The organism is Paenibacillus sp. FSL R5-0490, assembly GCF_001956215.1.
Classification (GTDB): Bacteria; Bacillota; Bacilli; order Bacillales; family Cytobacillaceae; genus Cytobacillus.
In genome coordinates, this window is the sequence record NZ_MRTQ01000013.1 from 59750 (window position 1) to 73546 (window position 13797).

13 protein-coding genes are annotated in these 13797 nt (G+C 41.4%); 12 read left to right on the forward strand and 1 reads right to left on the reverse strand.

Annotated features, from left to right (window positions below; translation table 11 throughout):
• Positions 1–56: 56 nt before the first annotated feature.
• The 7 genes from BK139_RS12485 to BK139_RS12510 all read left to right on the forward strand — a co-directional run bounded on the left by BK139_RS12485 (position 57) and on the right by BK139_RS12510 (position 7302).
• Positions 57–1316: an exo-beta-N-acetylmuramidase NamZ family protein gene (locus BK139_RS12485; RefSeq protein ID WP_076259152.1), complete on the forward strand. Its 1260-nt coding sequence runs from the start codon at positions 57–59 to the stop codon at positions 1314–1316.
• Positions 1317–1459: 143 nt separating this feature from the next.
• Positions 1460–2839 carry an N-acetylglucosamine-specific PTS transporter subunit IIBC gene (nagE, locus tag BK139_RS12490; protein ID WP_076259154.1) on the forward strand — a complete coding sequence of 460 codons (1380 nt, stop codon included), beginning with the start codon at positions 1460–1462 and terminating at the stop codon, positions 2837–2839.
• A 167-nt stretch (positions 2840–3006) separates the two neighbouring features.
• Entirely contained in the window at positions 3007–3150 is a 144-nt protein-coding gene (locus BK139_RS23980; protein ID WP_175609111.1) for a hypothetical protein, read from the forward strand.
• Positions 3151–3295: 145 nt separating this feature from the next.
• Entirely contained in the window at positions 3296–3703 is a 408-nt protein-coding gene (locus BK139_RS12495) for a hypothetical protein (protein WP_286148686.1), read from the forward strand.
• Positions 3704–3929: 226 nt separating this feature from the next.
• Positions 3930–4805 carry a carbon-nitrogen hydrolase family protein gene (locus BK139_RS12500; RefSeq protein WP_076259159.1) on the forward strand — a complete coding sequence of 292 codons (876 nt, stop codon included), beginning with the start codon at positions 3930–3932 and terminating at the stop codon, positions 4803–4805.
• Between the two features lie 3 nt (positions 4806–4808).
• Complete coding sequence (locus BK139_RS12505; protein WP_076259163.1) at positions 4809–5486, forward strand: GNAT family N-acetyltransferase; 678 nt, start codon at positions 4809–4811, stop codon at positions 5484–5486.
• Between the two features lie 457 nt (positions 5487–5943).
• Positions 5944–7302, forward strand: a complete 1359-nt coding sequence (locus tag BK139_RS12510; RefSeq protein ID WP_076259165.1) for an LVIVD repeat-containing protein — start codon at positions 5944–5946, stop codon at positions 7300–7302.
• Between the two features lie 107 nt (positions 7303–7409).
• Here the strand turns inward: BK139_RS12510 and BK139_RS12515 are convergent, their stop codons facing one another.
• Entirely contained in the window at positions 7410–7964 is a 555-nt protein-coding gene (locus tag BK139_RS12515; protein ID WP_076259167.1) for a hypothetical protein, read from the reverse strand.
• Positions 7965–8054: 90 nt separating this feature from the next.
• Here BK139_RS12515 and BK139_RS12520 point away from each other — a divergent pair, with 90 nt between their 5' ends.
• The 5 genes from BK139_RS12520 (at position 8055) to BK139_RS12540 (ending at position 13785) form a co-directional block, all read left to right on the forward strand.
• On the forward strand, positions 8055–8642 hold the full coding sequence (locus BK139_RS12520; protein ID WP_076259169.1) for a TetR/AcrR family transcriptional regulator: 588 nt from the start codon (positions 8055–8057) through the stop codon (positions 8640–8642).
• 153 nt (positions 8643–8795) lie between these two features.
• Positions 8796–11762, forward strand: a complete 2967-nt coding sequence (fdhF, locus tag BK139_RS12525; RefSeq protein WP_076259171.1) for a formate dehydrogenase subunit alpha — start codon at positions 8796–8798, stop codon at positions 11760–11762.
• Positions 11755–12321, forward strand: coding sequence for a helical membrane plugin domain-containing protein (locus tag BK139_RS12530; RefSeq protein ID WP_076259174.1), 567 nt, complete (start codon positions 11755–11757; stop codon positions 12319–12321). The genes fdhF and BK139_RS12530 overlap by 8 nt, the downstream gene beginning before the upstream one ends.
• Before the next feature lie 224 nt (positions 12322–12545).
• Entirely contained in the window at positions 12546–13451 is a 906-nt protein-coding gene (locus BK139_RS12535) for an HD-GYP domain-containing protein (protein WP_076259176.1), read from the forward strand.
• A 13-nt stretch (positions 13452–13464) separates the two neighbouring features.
• A complete protein-coding gene (locus BK139_RS12540; protein WP_076259178.1) occupies positions 13465–13785 on the forward strand; it encodes an 8-amino-7-oxononanoate synthase in 321 nt (106 codons plus the stop codon).
• Positions 13786–13797 lie beyond the last annotated feature (12 nt).

Consider the following 13797-nt stretch of genomic DNA (forward strand, 5'->3'; position numbering starts at 1 on the left):
TACATGCAGGTTTAGTTCTTGCATGTACCTATCCTTAACCTGGGAGGGGAAAAATAATGAAGAAATGGTTTATGGGTTTTTTGACAATGATTCTCGTACTCTCTTCTTTAACTGTTGTGCTCGCAGATAACGGCAATGGCAAAGGAAAAGGCAAGAAAAAGAAATTCGAGCTTGGTGTTGAAGTTCTTTTAGATGAAAACAAGGACCTCATAGAAGGAAAAAAAGTTGGTTTAATTACAAACCCGACTGGGGTCGACCAGAATTTAAACAGCATTGTGGATATTCTGCACAATGATCCGGACGTGGAGTTAACTGCATTATATGGTCCGGAGCATGGAGTCCGTGGGAGTGCGCAGGCGGGAGAGTATGTTGAGTATTATATCGATGATAAGACAGGGCTTCCTGTTTACAGCTTATACGGAAAAACCAAAAAGCCTACACCTGAAATGCTCGAAAATATTGATGTGCTTCTATTTGATATCCAGGATGTCGGAACACGTTTTTACACGTATATTTACACTATGGCTTACGCGATGGAAGCAGCAAAAGAAAACAATATCCCATTCATCGTGCTGGACAGGCCTAATCCTCAAGGCGGAACAAAGGTTGAAGGTCCGGTCCTTGATATGGAGTATTCCTCTTTTGTGGGGAATTACCCGATTCCGCTTCGCCATGGGATGACTGTAGGTGAACTGGCCGAATTGTTTAATGAAGAATTTGAAATTGGTGCAGATTTAACTGTTATCAAAATGAATGGCTGGAAGCGCAATATGTACTACGATGACACCAGACTTCCGTTTGTTATGCCGTCTCCTAACATGCCAACCCTGGAAACAGCTTTAGTATATCCAGGAGCGGCATTAATTGAAGGGACGAACGTTTCTGAAGGACGCGGGACAACAAAGCCATTTGAATTGATTGGAGCTCCATTTATCAATTCTGATGATTTGGCAGGACATTTGAACAGTCTTGAACTTCCCGGGGTAGCCTTCAGAGCTGCATCATTTACACCAAGCTTCTCCAAGCATGCAGGAAAGCTTTCTCATGGGATCCAGATTCATGTTACACATCGCGATGCATTCAAGCCTGTCGAGACTGGACTTCATATCGTGAAGGCAATCCATGATATGTATCCGGAGGACTTCGAATTCCGTGCAGAGAACAGTGCAGGCATTTCATTCTTTGACAACCTGATGGGCAATGGCTGGGTCCGTGAAGCGATTGAGGAAGGAAAGTCAGTTGAAGAAATTTCCTCCAAATGGCAGAAAGACTTAAAACAATTCAAAAAGACACGTGAAGAATATTTACTCTATTAAACTCGGAGAAAAGAACCTGGCGGCATAATGGGCCAGGTTCTTTTTTTATGATATGGAGGGTCGGCCGAATACCGGTGCCTTGTACTGAATTAAAATGCCTGTTCATATTATGTAATAATCCATGGAGAAAGAGGTGTGTGAAAATGCTGGGGTTTTTACAGAAGATTGGCAAGTCTTTAATGCTGCCGATTGCAGTTATGCCTGCTGCTGCACTTTTGCTGAGGCTGGGACAGGATGACCTTTTAGGGATTCCATTTATATCTGCAGCCGGGAATGCTGTTTTCGGACATTTGGCTCTCTTGTTTGCCATTGGAATTGCCATCGGTTTTTCAAAGGATGGAAGCGGGGCAGCTGCCCTTGCTGGAGCGGTGGGTTATTTTGTACTGACTGAAGGTGCAGCTGCCATAAACGAAACGGTCAATATGGGTGTTTTTGGCGGGATCATTTCCGGTATTATTGCAGGGCTATTATACAATAAATATCATGATATTAAGCTGCCGGAATGGCTTGGTTTCTTTGGGGGAAAACGGTTTGTGCCGATCATCACTTCACTCGTTATGATCGTTATTGCCTTTTTGTTCGGGTATGTGTGGCCGCCGGTACAGGCAGGCATTAACAGTGTCGGCGATTGGATAATCGGTGCAGGTGCAGCGGGTGTCGGGGTCTTCGGATTCCTGAACCGTCTATTAATTCCGGTTGGTCTCCATCATATACTGAACACACTTGTCTGGTTTGAATTTGGCGAGTTTACCAATGCAGCAGGGGATGTTATCAAAGGAGATTTATGGCGCTTTCTTGCTAAGGATTCATCTGCAGGTATCTTTATGACAGGCTTCTTTCCTATCATGATGTTTGGGCTGCCTGGTGCAGCTTTGGCCATGGTTGCCGCTGCAAAGAAGGAAAGAAGGAAAGCAGTGGCAGGGGCGATGGCCGGACTCGCATTTACTTCCTTCCTGACCGGTATTACAGAGCCGATTGAATTTCTGTTTATGTTCTTATCACCGGTTCTATATTTAATTCATGCTGCTTTGACAGGTCTGGCTATGTCCCTTACCTATGTCCTGGATATTCATCATGGTTTCGGGTTCTCGGCAGGCGCCCTCGATTATATACTAAACTTTGGAATAGCTCAGAAGCCGGTTCTGCTGGCCGGGATAGGTCTCCTTTATGCCCTTCTGTATTTTGCAATTTTCTATTTCCTGATCAAGAAACTGGATTTGAAAACACCTGGAAGGGAAGATGAAATTGAAGGAGAATTTGAAGGGAATAATGCCCTAAAGGGAAAATATGCTGAAGCAGCAGTTGCTTACTTGGAAGTATTGGGCGGTAAAGAAAACATTGAAGAAATCGATAATTGTGTTACCCGCCTTCGTTTAAGGGTAAAAGATATGTCTCTTGTTGATGAAGGGCAATTAAAAAAGCTGGGAGCAAAAGGAGTCATCAAACTCAGCAAAACCAGTCTGCAGGTCATTGTGGGGACGGATGTAGAATTTCTTTCAAATGAAATGAAGAAGAAACTATAAAATCAGTAATCTGGCTCTGATGAAGAGTCAGATTTTTTTCTCAAGTTGAGATGGACAAGTGCCAATTTTTGCAATACCGGGATATGTGTGTATGCATGTCCAAGTTTGGAACATACGATGAAAACGTAAGGGTACCCATATTATTTGAATAAAAGGGGGGACGTCGTATGAATGGAACATTAACACCGTTAATTGTGCTAGGATTAGTCATTTTATGGGTTTTGGCAAGACTTATTTCACCGTGTTTAGCTGACAGACTTAGGGATAAAATTTGTTACCTTTTAGGTTGTCAAGCTCCTCAAAATAGTTAAAAAGTTGAGTCCTTTGAAACCCTGGTAATTGTCCAGGGTTTTTCAATGTGTTTTCCATCGTTCTGCATTTTTTTGTATGTTTGTCCATTCCATTTATTGAGCTTCTGCATAATATAGGATAGAAACTATGAAAGGCGGGCTAATTATGGACGAACCTGCTAAAGGTAAAGATGCATTTGAGGATTCGGATCATCTGGAAAAGCTGGCAGCTGGACTTCTGAAAGACGGACAGACTATAGATTTTAATTCATTATTGAGTTTGGCCGGTAAAATTATTAATGATGATTCTTTACTGAATCTGTCAGAAGGTTTAAAAGTGGATGAGGAAGAAGCTGCTGGTGATGAAATCAGCGAAAATGGAGACATCGAATACGTAAATAAACAAATGGCATCTTTAAGAGCTGAGCTGATAACTCTCAAAAAAGAGGTCAGTGAATTAAAAAAACAAAACGAATCCCTGATTGGCATTTATATGAGACTGGTTAAAGCGGCAAATCAAGATTTTCAAAAAGGTGTCGGGCTCATTACAGGATTAAGCAAGCTAATAAAATAAGAGCATTAAAGCATTGCTTTAACCAAGTGATGCTTTTTTGTTTAACATCTTACTTTATTAGTTGAATAAACTCCTAATGGAAAAAAGGTTAGTTAAATAAAATACTGTGAAATAAAAAATTTCGAAATCCGCTAAAAAAGTATTGTGCAAGGCAGGAAAATCATTGATAATCTTTTAAAGATAGAGTGATACTCATCTATACATTTTTCTGATGAGGGGGAGTACATTGAAAATTCGTGTATCCGCTGTGCAGTATCATCTGCATACCATTCGTTCATTTGAAGAGTTTGCAAACCAATGTGAGCATTATATTAAAACTGCCCAGGAGTTTGGGTCTGAGTTTGTTTTATTTCCTGAATTTTTCACGACACAGCTTTTATCCATTGGAAGCGAGCAGGGAACAAGTCTGACCATTAACGAACTGCCTGGTTTTACTGAACAATATAAAAACCTATTTTCCAATTTTGCTAAACAAACAAACATGCATATAATCGGCGGTACACACGTTATTAACAGAGATGGACGCCTTTATAATGTGGCACATTTATTTTATCCGGATGGGCGGATTGAAGAACAGGCAAAACTGCATATCACGCCTACTGAAGTCCATGAGTGGAATATGTCACCTGGAGAAGGCCTTCGTGTATTCGATACAGTTAAAGGCAGAATAGCCATTCTGACGTGCTATGACATTGAGTTTCCGGAAATTGTCCGTATGGCAAAAGCCAAGGGAGCAGATGTTATTTTCTGCCCTTCCTGTACAGACGACCGTCATGGGTTCCACCGTGTCCGCTATACAAGTCATGCCAGAGCAATTGAGAATCAGGTATATGTTGTGGTTACAGGAACAATTGGCTCCCTGCCTACTGTCGATTTTATGCGTGCCAATTTCGGGCAGGCAGCCGTCATTACACCGAATGATATTCCATTTCCGCCTAAGGGGATTATGGTGGAAGGCGAGCTGAATGACGATATGATTGTGACTGCCGATCTTGACCTTAGCCTTTTATATGAAGTCCGTGAGCGCGGTTCGGTTACGACATGGCGGGACCGAAGAACAGATCTGTATGTAGACTGGGAAAAAGAAAATATCGAAGGATAGCATATGGCATATCGAAGCGAATTTTTTGTGTTTGACGGGGATAAGCCGGTGCCGGCTGTAATCAGAAATTATACGAAAGAGGATTTTGATCAGTTAATAGACATTCAGGCGGAATGCTTTCCGCCGCCTTTTCCTTCAGATTTATGGTGGAATCGTGAACAGCTCGCTAACCATGTAGAACTTTTTCCGGAGGGTGCACTTTGTATTGAGGCTGATGGAGTATTGGCAGGGTCCTTAACCGGGCTGATTGTTGATTTTGATCCTTCACATCCAAAGCATACATGGGAAGAAATAACCGACGGCGGTTATATACGCAATCATAAACCTCAAGGCAATACATTATATATTGTCGATATCAGTGTCCGGCCTCGTTACCGTAAACTAGGTCTTGGCAAACTTTTGATGCAGTCTATGTATCAGACTGTCATAAACCTGGGACTTGATCGATTGCTAGGTGGAGGACGGATGCCCGGCTACCATAAATACGCCCATGAAATGTCAGCCGAGGGCTATATCCAGCAACTGATCGACGGAAAAAAGAAGGATCCGGTCATTACATTTTTGCTGAGATGCGGAAGGACACCGCTTTGTGTTGCAGAAAATTATTTAGAAGATGAAGAATCACTTAATTATGGAGCCTTGATGGAATGGAAGAATCCTTTTAAGAATATGCGTTTATAATTCGGCAAGAAGCCCTTTTTTGAAGGGCTTTTTAATTTGAAGTTTAGCGGGCACACTGAAAAGGTAAAGAATATTATAATGATGTTCAAACCGAAATGAGGGATCCGTTAATGGTTGTAAAAAGAATAATTAAAGCTTTTATAGTAAAACAAGGTGCAACTATAGTAAAGAAGTATGTTGTTCCGGCAGTAAAAAGAAAGCTGAAAAGCAGGAGATAAATTGCTGCAGGCATCTTCCATTGGGAGGTGTTTTTTTTGGGACAAAAAAAATATATTACTCCTTGTAAACTAGTGATATAGAAGGGAACAGAATTTGTCTTATTATGTAGAAATAATAGGAAAAATTGCAGATATTAAAAATTCTGAATTTTCTTTAATATAGAAACTGCAGTATTTCGGGACGCTTAAATTCTAAAGTTTTCCGATTACATAGGCAACACAAATAAGGAGGAATAAATTTGACAAAGAAAATCCTGATTAAAACAGCATTAGCAGGGGCGCTTGTACTCTCTGCCGGAGGGACAACTGCATTTGCACATGATGAGTTCAGTGGAGGTATTGAAAAAGGCGATAGTCTGGCCGGTATCGAATTAGCGGTTCCATTGCTTGAAGGAAGCAAGAATACAGGTAATCTTCAAGAAGTGGCTGCTGTTCCCCTGAAAGAAGTTAAAGAGGGGGTACAAAATTCATCGGGTGATGTTTATGCGCATAAAGGCTTTGCTTATGTAGGCACACATACAAAAAATGGCGGAGAAGGCGGTGTCCGCGTATTTGATATGAAAGATCCTTCAAATCCTGTGGAAGTGTCGTCATTTGCTCACCTTCCAGGCACTTGGCAGGAAAAAGTGATTGTGAAAACGGTGAATACAAAGCATTTCAAAGGGGACTTAGCCGCAGTCAGCGTTCAAAAGGTCGACCGCACCAACCCTGATGCAAAGGGAGGATTTGTATTATATGATGTAACAAATCCAAGGGAACCGAAAGAGCTGGGGTTCTGGGAGGATACTTCCGGTGCGAGAGGAACACATGAACTTTACCTGACAGTACAGGGGAATAACGTTTATGTGCTGACAGCAAACTGCTATGCAGATCTTTACTCTCATGGTGAGAAAATGGATGTTAATATTGTTGACGTTTCAAAACCATCGGCACCTGAAACCATCTATGAATTTAATCCGCGCAATTATATTCCTGAAGTAAGTGATGAGAATTATGACGGGTATAATTGGACTGATGAAGAAGGAGTTAAAAGGGCAGCATTTGCACATAGCGTCAAAACAGATGGAACCGGGAAAACAGCTTTCCTCTCCTACTGGGATTTAGGAACAATCATGCTTGATATCAGTGATGCCAAAAATCCGGTATACCTTGGCAGAACTGATTTTGCCAATGATGTTCAAGGAGCTGCCCATTCAATGGATTTAGCAAAAGGCGGGAATGTCCTTATTGAAACAAGGGAGGTATTCGGACCTACTAGAGAGGGCTTTGAGAGTGCCTATGGGTACACCATGATTTATGATATTAAAGATAAAACAAATCCAAAGCTGCTAAGTACGTTTAGAACGGATTTCACTGAGAAGATTCCTGGCGGTGCGACGGTCCACGATCCTAAGGTGCAGGGGAACACATTGTACCTCTCCCATTATGCTGGCGGAGTAAGGACAGTAGACATTACTGATCCATCTAATCCCGAGGAAATTGGTGTCTATATTCCAAGCAAATCTAATATTTGGGGTGTATTCGTAGATCGCAATTATGTACTTGCATCTGATATGGGTTCCGGCCTTAAAGTTCTGCAGAAGAACGGAAGCCATTAATGCCAAAAACAGGAGTTCTCTAAAGAAGGCTCCTGTTTTTTTATTTTGTTAAATAAAGGTTTTGTTAGATGTGAACCTAAGTTTAAACATAAGTTATCAATTCAATTCTAAATTACAGAGTTATTTTCAGCTTTCCCTTTTCGCGGCCAAACTGTATAGCTGAAGCTGATGGCAAAATCGATTGCAAGAACCAATGTCCACATTTTTATTAATCCCCGCAGGTTTTCTGTTTGCTCTGGATTTCCTATGAAGAGGATCATGGCAAATAATAATGCCAGACCAATGATCCATGCGAGGAGATGTCTGTACCACCCATTTCTTTCTCTCCTGGCATGTTCACTGCCGTACTTTGAAGGCTTTACCGGTTTAGTGCCATTTCCAAACTTATAGGCAAATCTTTCATCAGCCCATTGAACCATCTGTTTACCGTATGCGACGGTGATACCGATATAAATTGCCGCGATGCCATGGAAAATGCTGGCTTCGGCCCCTCTGTGCAAATCAATTGCAGTTGCTGCGATTAGAATCAAATCAATCAAAGGTGTGCAAAGCAAAAGCAGACTGCCTAATGTTTTTTTTCTCAAAATATATCTTGCCGTTAAACCTGCAGCAACGAAAACCCAAAACCCAATCTCACAGGCGATTATCAGCCAGCCGATCATAAAATCCACATCCCTTTTTAATACACTTGTGTTATAAAAAGTAATATAACACAAGTGTATTAAAAAAGCAATTGGTGCTATACTATATTTATGCCTAAAAAAGTTGATCATGAAAAACAAAAACATATTTTAGCAAAAGCAGCATGGCGGGTGATTAAAAAGGAGGGTATTGAAGGAGCTTCCGTCCGGAAGATAGCAGAGGAAGCAGGTTTATCACCAGGTTCACTGCGTCACTACTTTTCAAATCAAAGTGAGTTATTGGCTTATTCTATGAACTTAGTTTCAGAAAGGGTGAAAATAAGAATTCAGAATGCACCATTTACAGAAGATCATTTTGAAAATATGATACTGGTGCTTGGCGAGCTGCTTCCTTTAGATGAAGAACGGAGATTGGAAATGGAAGTCTGGATAGCATTTAATATTAAAGCTCTTGTTGACCCGAATCTTGCAGAACTCAGCAGCCGTGTATACGATGAAATGAAGGAAGGCATCCGAAAAGTCATTGAGGGGCTGAAGTTATTGGGTATATCCAGGTCTGATTTGAAAGCTGCAGAAGAGGTGGAACGACTTTATGCCCTGATTGATGGCCTCGCTCTCCATGCTGTGATGAAGCCTGATCTATTTACTGAAAGTAAAATGAAAGGGATTATTAGAACTCATTTGTTATCATTATGTTAAAAATGAATCCTATAAAAACAGCTGAAAATTCAGCTGTTTTTTCTTTTGTCTTTTTTTAAGAATGCAAGGGCATAGCATCCAATATCATTAACTAAACGTTTAACTTTTTCCTGCAAGGGTACTGAAAACCAAAGAAACTGATTCATTGAAAGGATGATAGATTTGCCGCCATCACTCAATATAAAGATAAATGGTATAGAAATGAAGGCAGAACAGGATCAAACCGTTTTGCAGTTATTAAATGACAGCTCGATCGAAATTCCTCAGGTCTGCTTCCATCCCAGCCTGGGAGCAATAGAAACCTGTGATGCCTGCATTGTTTCCGTGAATGGAGAACTTGTGCGGTCATGCTCCACGAAAATTAAAGATGGAGACGTAATCGATACGGTGGAACCTGATGTAAAATTGGCGCAGACCATTGCCATGGATAAAATTCTCTTTAATCATGAGCTGTATTGTACGGTTTGTGATTATAACAATGGGGGATGTGAAGTACATAATACGGTTAAGGCGATGAAAATCAATCATCAAAGCATCCCGTTTGATCATAAGCCATATGAAAAGGATGAATCTCATCCATTTTACAGATATGACCCGGATCAGTGCATTCTTTGCGGCAGATGTGTGGAAGCCTGTCAGGATGTCCAGGTTACTGAAACCCTAACAATTGATTGGGAGAGACAGAGACCAAGAGTTATCTGGGATAATGATGTGCCTATTAACGAGTCCTCCTGTGTTTCCTGTGGACACTGCTCCACTGTTTGTCCGTGCAATGCCATGATGGAAAAGGGGATGGAAGGCGAAGCAGGGTTTCTGACTGGCATAGCCAAAAACACCCTTCGTCCAATGATTGAAATCACTAAAAATGTTGAAACAGGATATGGCTCCATCCTGGCGATTTCCGATATGGAAGCTGCTATGCGGGAAGAGAAAATAAAAAAGACCAAAACCGTCTGCACATATTGCGGGGTCGGCTGCAGCTTTGACGTATGGACAAAAGGCCGCGAAATCTTGAAGGTTGAGCCTCAGGCAGAAGCGCCCGCCAATGGCATTTCTACCTGTGTAAAAGGGAAATTTGGCTGGGATTTTGTAAATAGTGAGGAACGTTTAACCAAACCGCTAATCAGGGAAGGCGATTCATTCCGTGAAGCAGAATGGGACGAAGCTCTGGACCTGATTGCCCGGAAATTTACAGAAATCAAAGAACAGCATGGCCCTGATGCGCTAAGCTTTATTACCTCCTCTAAATGCACCAATGAAGAATCGTATCTCATGCAGAAGCTTGGCAGGGCGGTTATAGGAACGAACAATATTGATAATTGTTCAAGATATTGCCAGACTCCTGCAACGGTAGGCTTATTCCGGACTGTTGGATATGGCGGCGATGCAGGTTCTATAGAAGATATTAAAAACTCCGAATTAGTGCTGATAATCGGCTCCAATACATCGGAATCCCACCCGGTTCTTTCCACCAGGGTGAAACGATCCCAGAAGCTTAACGGCCAGAAAGTTATCGTGGCTGACTTGAGGGAACACGAAATGGCAGAGCGTTCTGATCTGTTTGTGCGCCCTAGAGCCGGTACTGATATGGTATGGCTTTCTGCCATTACGAAATACATCATAGATCAGGGATGGGCAGATGAGAAGTTTCTGCAGGAAAAAGTAAACGGTCTGGAAGAATTTACAGCAAATCTGGAGAAATATACACTTGAATTTGCTGAAGAAACAACCGGTATATCCAGAGATAATCTTATCAAAATGGCAGAAATGATTCATGAAGCCGATAGTGTTTCTGCATTATGGGCTATGGGTGTCACACAGCATCTGGGAGGCAGTGATACAAGTACAGCCATTTCAAATCTCTTGCTTGTAACCGGCAATTACGCCAAGCCTGGTGCAGGTGCATATCCTTTGAGAGGCCATAACAATGTGCAGGGGGCAGGAGATTTTGGAAGCAGTCCTGATAATTTGCCTGGTTACCAAAAGGTATCAGATCCTGATGTGAGGAAGAAGTTCGCAAATGCCTGGGGTGTAAACCTTCCTGAAAAAGCCGGAATGAATAATCACGAGATGGTAGAAGGAGTTCATGAGGGGCAGCTGAAAGCGATGTATCTGAAGGGCGAAGATATGGGGCTTGTGGATTCAAACATCAATTATGTGCAGGCTGCATTTGAGAAGCTTGATTTCTTTGTTGTCCAGGATATCTTCCTATCCCGTACAGCTGAGTTTGCAGATGTTGTTCTCCCGGCAAGCCCAAGCCTGGAAAAGGAAGGAACATTCACGAACACAGAAAGAAGAATCCAGCGTCTATATCAGGCGTTTGAGCCCCTTGGAGATTCAAAGCCGGATTGGCAAATCATCATTGAAATTGCCAACCGCCTTGGCGCAGGCTGGACGTATAAACATCCAAGCGAAGTAATGGCCGAAGCAGCTAAGCTTATGCCTCTATACGCTGGCGTTACCTATGATAGATTGGAAGGATATAATAGTCTGCAATGGCCTGTCGCTGAGGACGGAACTGACACTCCACTCCTCTATACGGATGGCTTCCCATTCCCGGATGGCAAGGCAAGACTCTATCCGGTGGATTGGACTCCTGCTCTTGAATTCCCGGCGGAATATGATATCCATGTCAATAATGGCCGTCTTCTGGAGCATTTCCATGAAGGGAATATGACATATAAGTCAAAAGGAATCAGCTCTAAAACACCGGAAGTGTTCCTAGAGGTATCACCTGAGCTGGCAAAGGAGCGGGGCTTGAAAGACGGCACGCTTGTTCGCCTGACTTCACCCTATGGCAATGTTAAAGTTAAATGCCATATAACGGACAGGGTTAAAGGAAAGGAAGTTTACCTTCCTATGAATGATAGAGGAGAAGCGGCCATAAATTTATTAACAAGCAGCTATGCCGACAAGGATACCGATACACCGGCATATAAGGAAACAAAGGTAAAGCTCGAAATTCTGAGTGAAGAAGGCAGCAATCCGCTTCCTAGAATTAATCACCGCTATGGCAATCCGCAGCCGCAAATAGGTGTAAATGTCCAAAAGAAATGGGAAAGGAAAGATTATATTTTCCCGGGAGAATTGGTGAAAAAGGAGCGGAAGCAGCATGGCTAAAGCGATTAATAACATTAAGCGTTTTAAGTTGACACCTGAGGATAAACGAAAAAAAGACCTGGAAGAAGTGGAGAATGCCCTTATAGAAAATAAGGAACCCATACTTGAGCTTCTGACAGCGGTCGGACATATGCATGACCGGGGAGTCCTCTCATTATTGAATGGCCTGTTTGGACAGGGAGATAAAGTTTTAAATGTCCTTGTTAAAGCCTTAGACAAACCAGAAGCTACAAATACAATAAAAAACCTGCTTCTTATGGTTGGAACCCTCGGTACTATAAATGTCCAGCAGCTTGAACCCTTGCTCTTAAAATTAAATTCAGGTATTGCAAGAGTGGCTGATTATAAAGAAACCGACGAAAAAACAAGCTACTTTGATCTGGTAAGGGCACTGAAAGATCCGGAAGTCAATCGGGCAGTTACCCTTCTGATCACCTTCTTAAAAGGAATGGGCGAAGATACAAGCGCCATGGAAAGGAACACCCAGCTTCCAGAAGATCAGAAATTACACAAAATGGAGAATAACGAAAGTGATGTTCCTCCCAATAAAAGAGAATGACAGTAAGCCAGTGACCGTTATACGGGTCACTGGCTTTTATTATGGAATAAAACACAAATAGGTATATAGACTCAAATTTTTACAATATTATCTTATAAACCAAAAATATAGCAGAATTTTGTGGAAAAATGGAAAATCATGTACTAGAATTGCAATAAGGATAGATAAATAGGTGAACCCAATACATACATCATTTGAGAAGGTATTAGAAAGAGGGTAATTAAGTGGGCATCATAAATGAAGGTAGTTTCATTGAAACAGTCCACATGAAAGGGTTGCAAATCTCCCTGATTGCTTCGGGGGATGGGACAGAAGTTATTTATCATAGGCTGGAGCCAGATGCAAGGTGGGGGCTGGAACCATTAGAAGGCGGTGAAACGCTGGAATATCTTCAAATGCTTTCCGGTGAACTGCTATTAAAAGATTCTAATGGAGAAAAAACGCTAAGATCTGGTGACTCGTTTCAAAGATGTCCTGTAACTGAACATCATATTTTTCAATCAATAGGTCAATCTGAATTTTTATATGTAACATCTAGTCCAGTTTTTCATTACTACAGCAGAGTGACAAATGAATTAAGTGAATTGGTCATATCAATTGAAGAGAAAGATGGATATACAAGCGAACATTGCGATAGAATTACAAAAATGTCAATGCTCATGGCTGAGGCACTTGGTTTAAATTCCCGGCAAATTTTAAAACTTAACCTTGCTGCATTTTTGCATGATATAGGAAAAGTAAAGGTTCCAATAGACATTCTTCAAAAACCGGGTAAATTAACTTCTGATGAGTGGGAGTTAATGAAACAGCATTCGACGTTTGGACGCGAAATATTGCAAGAAACAGGTCTGCCGAGTTTGATAGAAGCAGGCGAAGTGGTAGAGCAGCATCATGAAAGATATGATGGCACTGGATACCCAAAAGGACTTAAAGGGGATGAAATTGCAATAGAGGCTGCCATTATTTCTGTTGTAGATTCATTTGATGCAATGACTACTGATCGAGTTTATCAGAAAGGCAGAAGTATACATGAAGCAATAGATGAACTTAAACAAAATCGGGGTACCATGTACAATCCAGAGATCGTTGATACATTTATTAAGATAAAAGAAAAATTAGTAAAAATTTAAAGGGGGAATAATAATGAAGAAAGCAGCAATTGTTTTATTAAGTTTGATGTTATTACATGTATTCAACGTGAAGACGTCGGAGGCTGCATATTTACCTGAATATGATAAATATGTAGAAGTATCGTATGAAGAAGCAAGGTATATAGCTGATTTAATGGGGTTGCAGGACTATGAATTAGGTGAAGAAACAGCAAGATTGTCATTTGAATTGCAGGAAGGATTAATAGCAAAGATTGAGAAAGTCCTGAGAACGGAAATTGACCATTATTACATCTGGTTAACCGTGGATGGCGAAACGGTTCTGGGTATAGATCCTCCACATCCAATGTTTTAGGGGAAAGCAAGT

Bases quoted from the DNA above. Each gene is read 5' to 3' on its own strand.
- BK139_RS12485 (WP_076259152.1), top strand. From the start codon at position 57: ATGAAGAAATGGTTTATGGGTTTTTTGACAATGATTCTCGTACTCTCT.
- nagE (WP_076259154.1), top strand. From the start codon at position 1,460: ATGCTGGGGTTTTTACAGAAGATTGGCAAGTCTTTAATGCTGCCGATT.
- BK139_RS23980 (WP_175609111.1), top strand. From the start codon at position 3,007: ATGAATGGAACATTAACACCGTTAATTGTGCTAGGATTAGTCATTTTA.
- BK139_RS12495 (WP_286148686.1), top strand. From the start codon at position 3,296: ATGGACGAACCTGCTAAAGGTAAAGATGCATTTGAGGATTCGGATCAT.
- BK139_RS12505 (WP_076259163.1), top strand. From the start codon at position 4,809: ATGGCATATCGAAGCGAATTTTTTGTGTTTGACGGGGATAAGCCGGTG.
- BK139_RS12515 (WP_076259167.1), bottom strand. From the start codon at position 7,964: ATGATCGGCTGGCTGATAATCGCCTGTGAGATTGGGTTTTGGGTTTTC.
- BK139_RS12520 (WP_076259169.1), top strand. From the start codon at position 8,055: ATGCCTAAAAAAGTTGATCATGAAAAACAAAAACATATTTTAGCAAAA.
- fdhF (WP_076259171.1), top strand. From the start codon at position 8,796: ATGATAGATTTGCCGCCATCACTCAATATAAAGATAAATGGTATAGAA.
- BK139_RS12530 (WP_076259174.1), top strand. From the start codon at position 11,755: ATGGCTAAAGCGATTAATAACATTAAGCGTTTTAAGTTGACACCTGAG.
- BK139_RS12540 (WP_076259178.1), top strand. From the start codon at position 13,465: ATGAAGAAAGCAGCAATTGTTTTATTAAGTTTGATGTTATTACATGTA.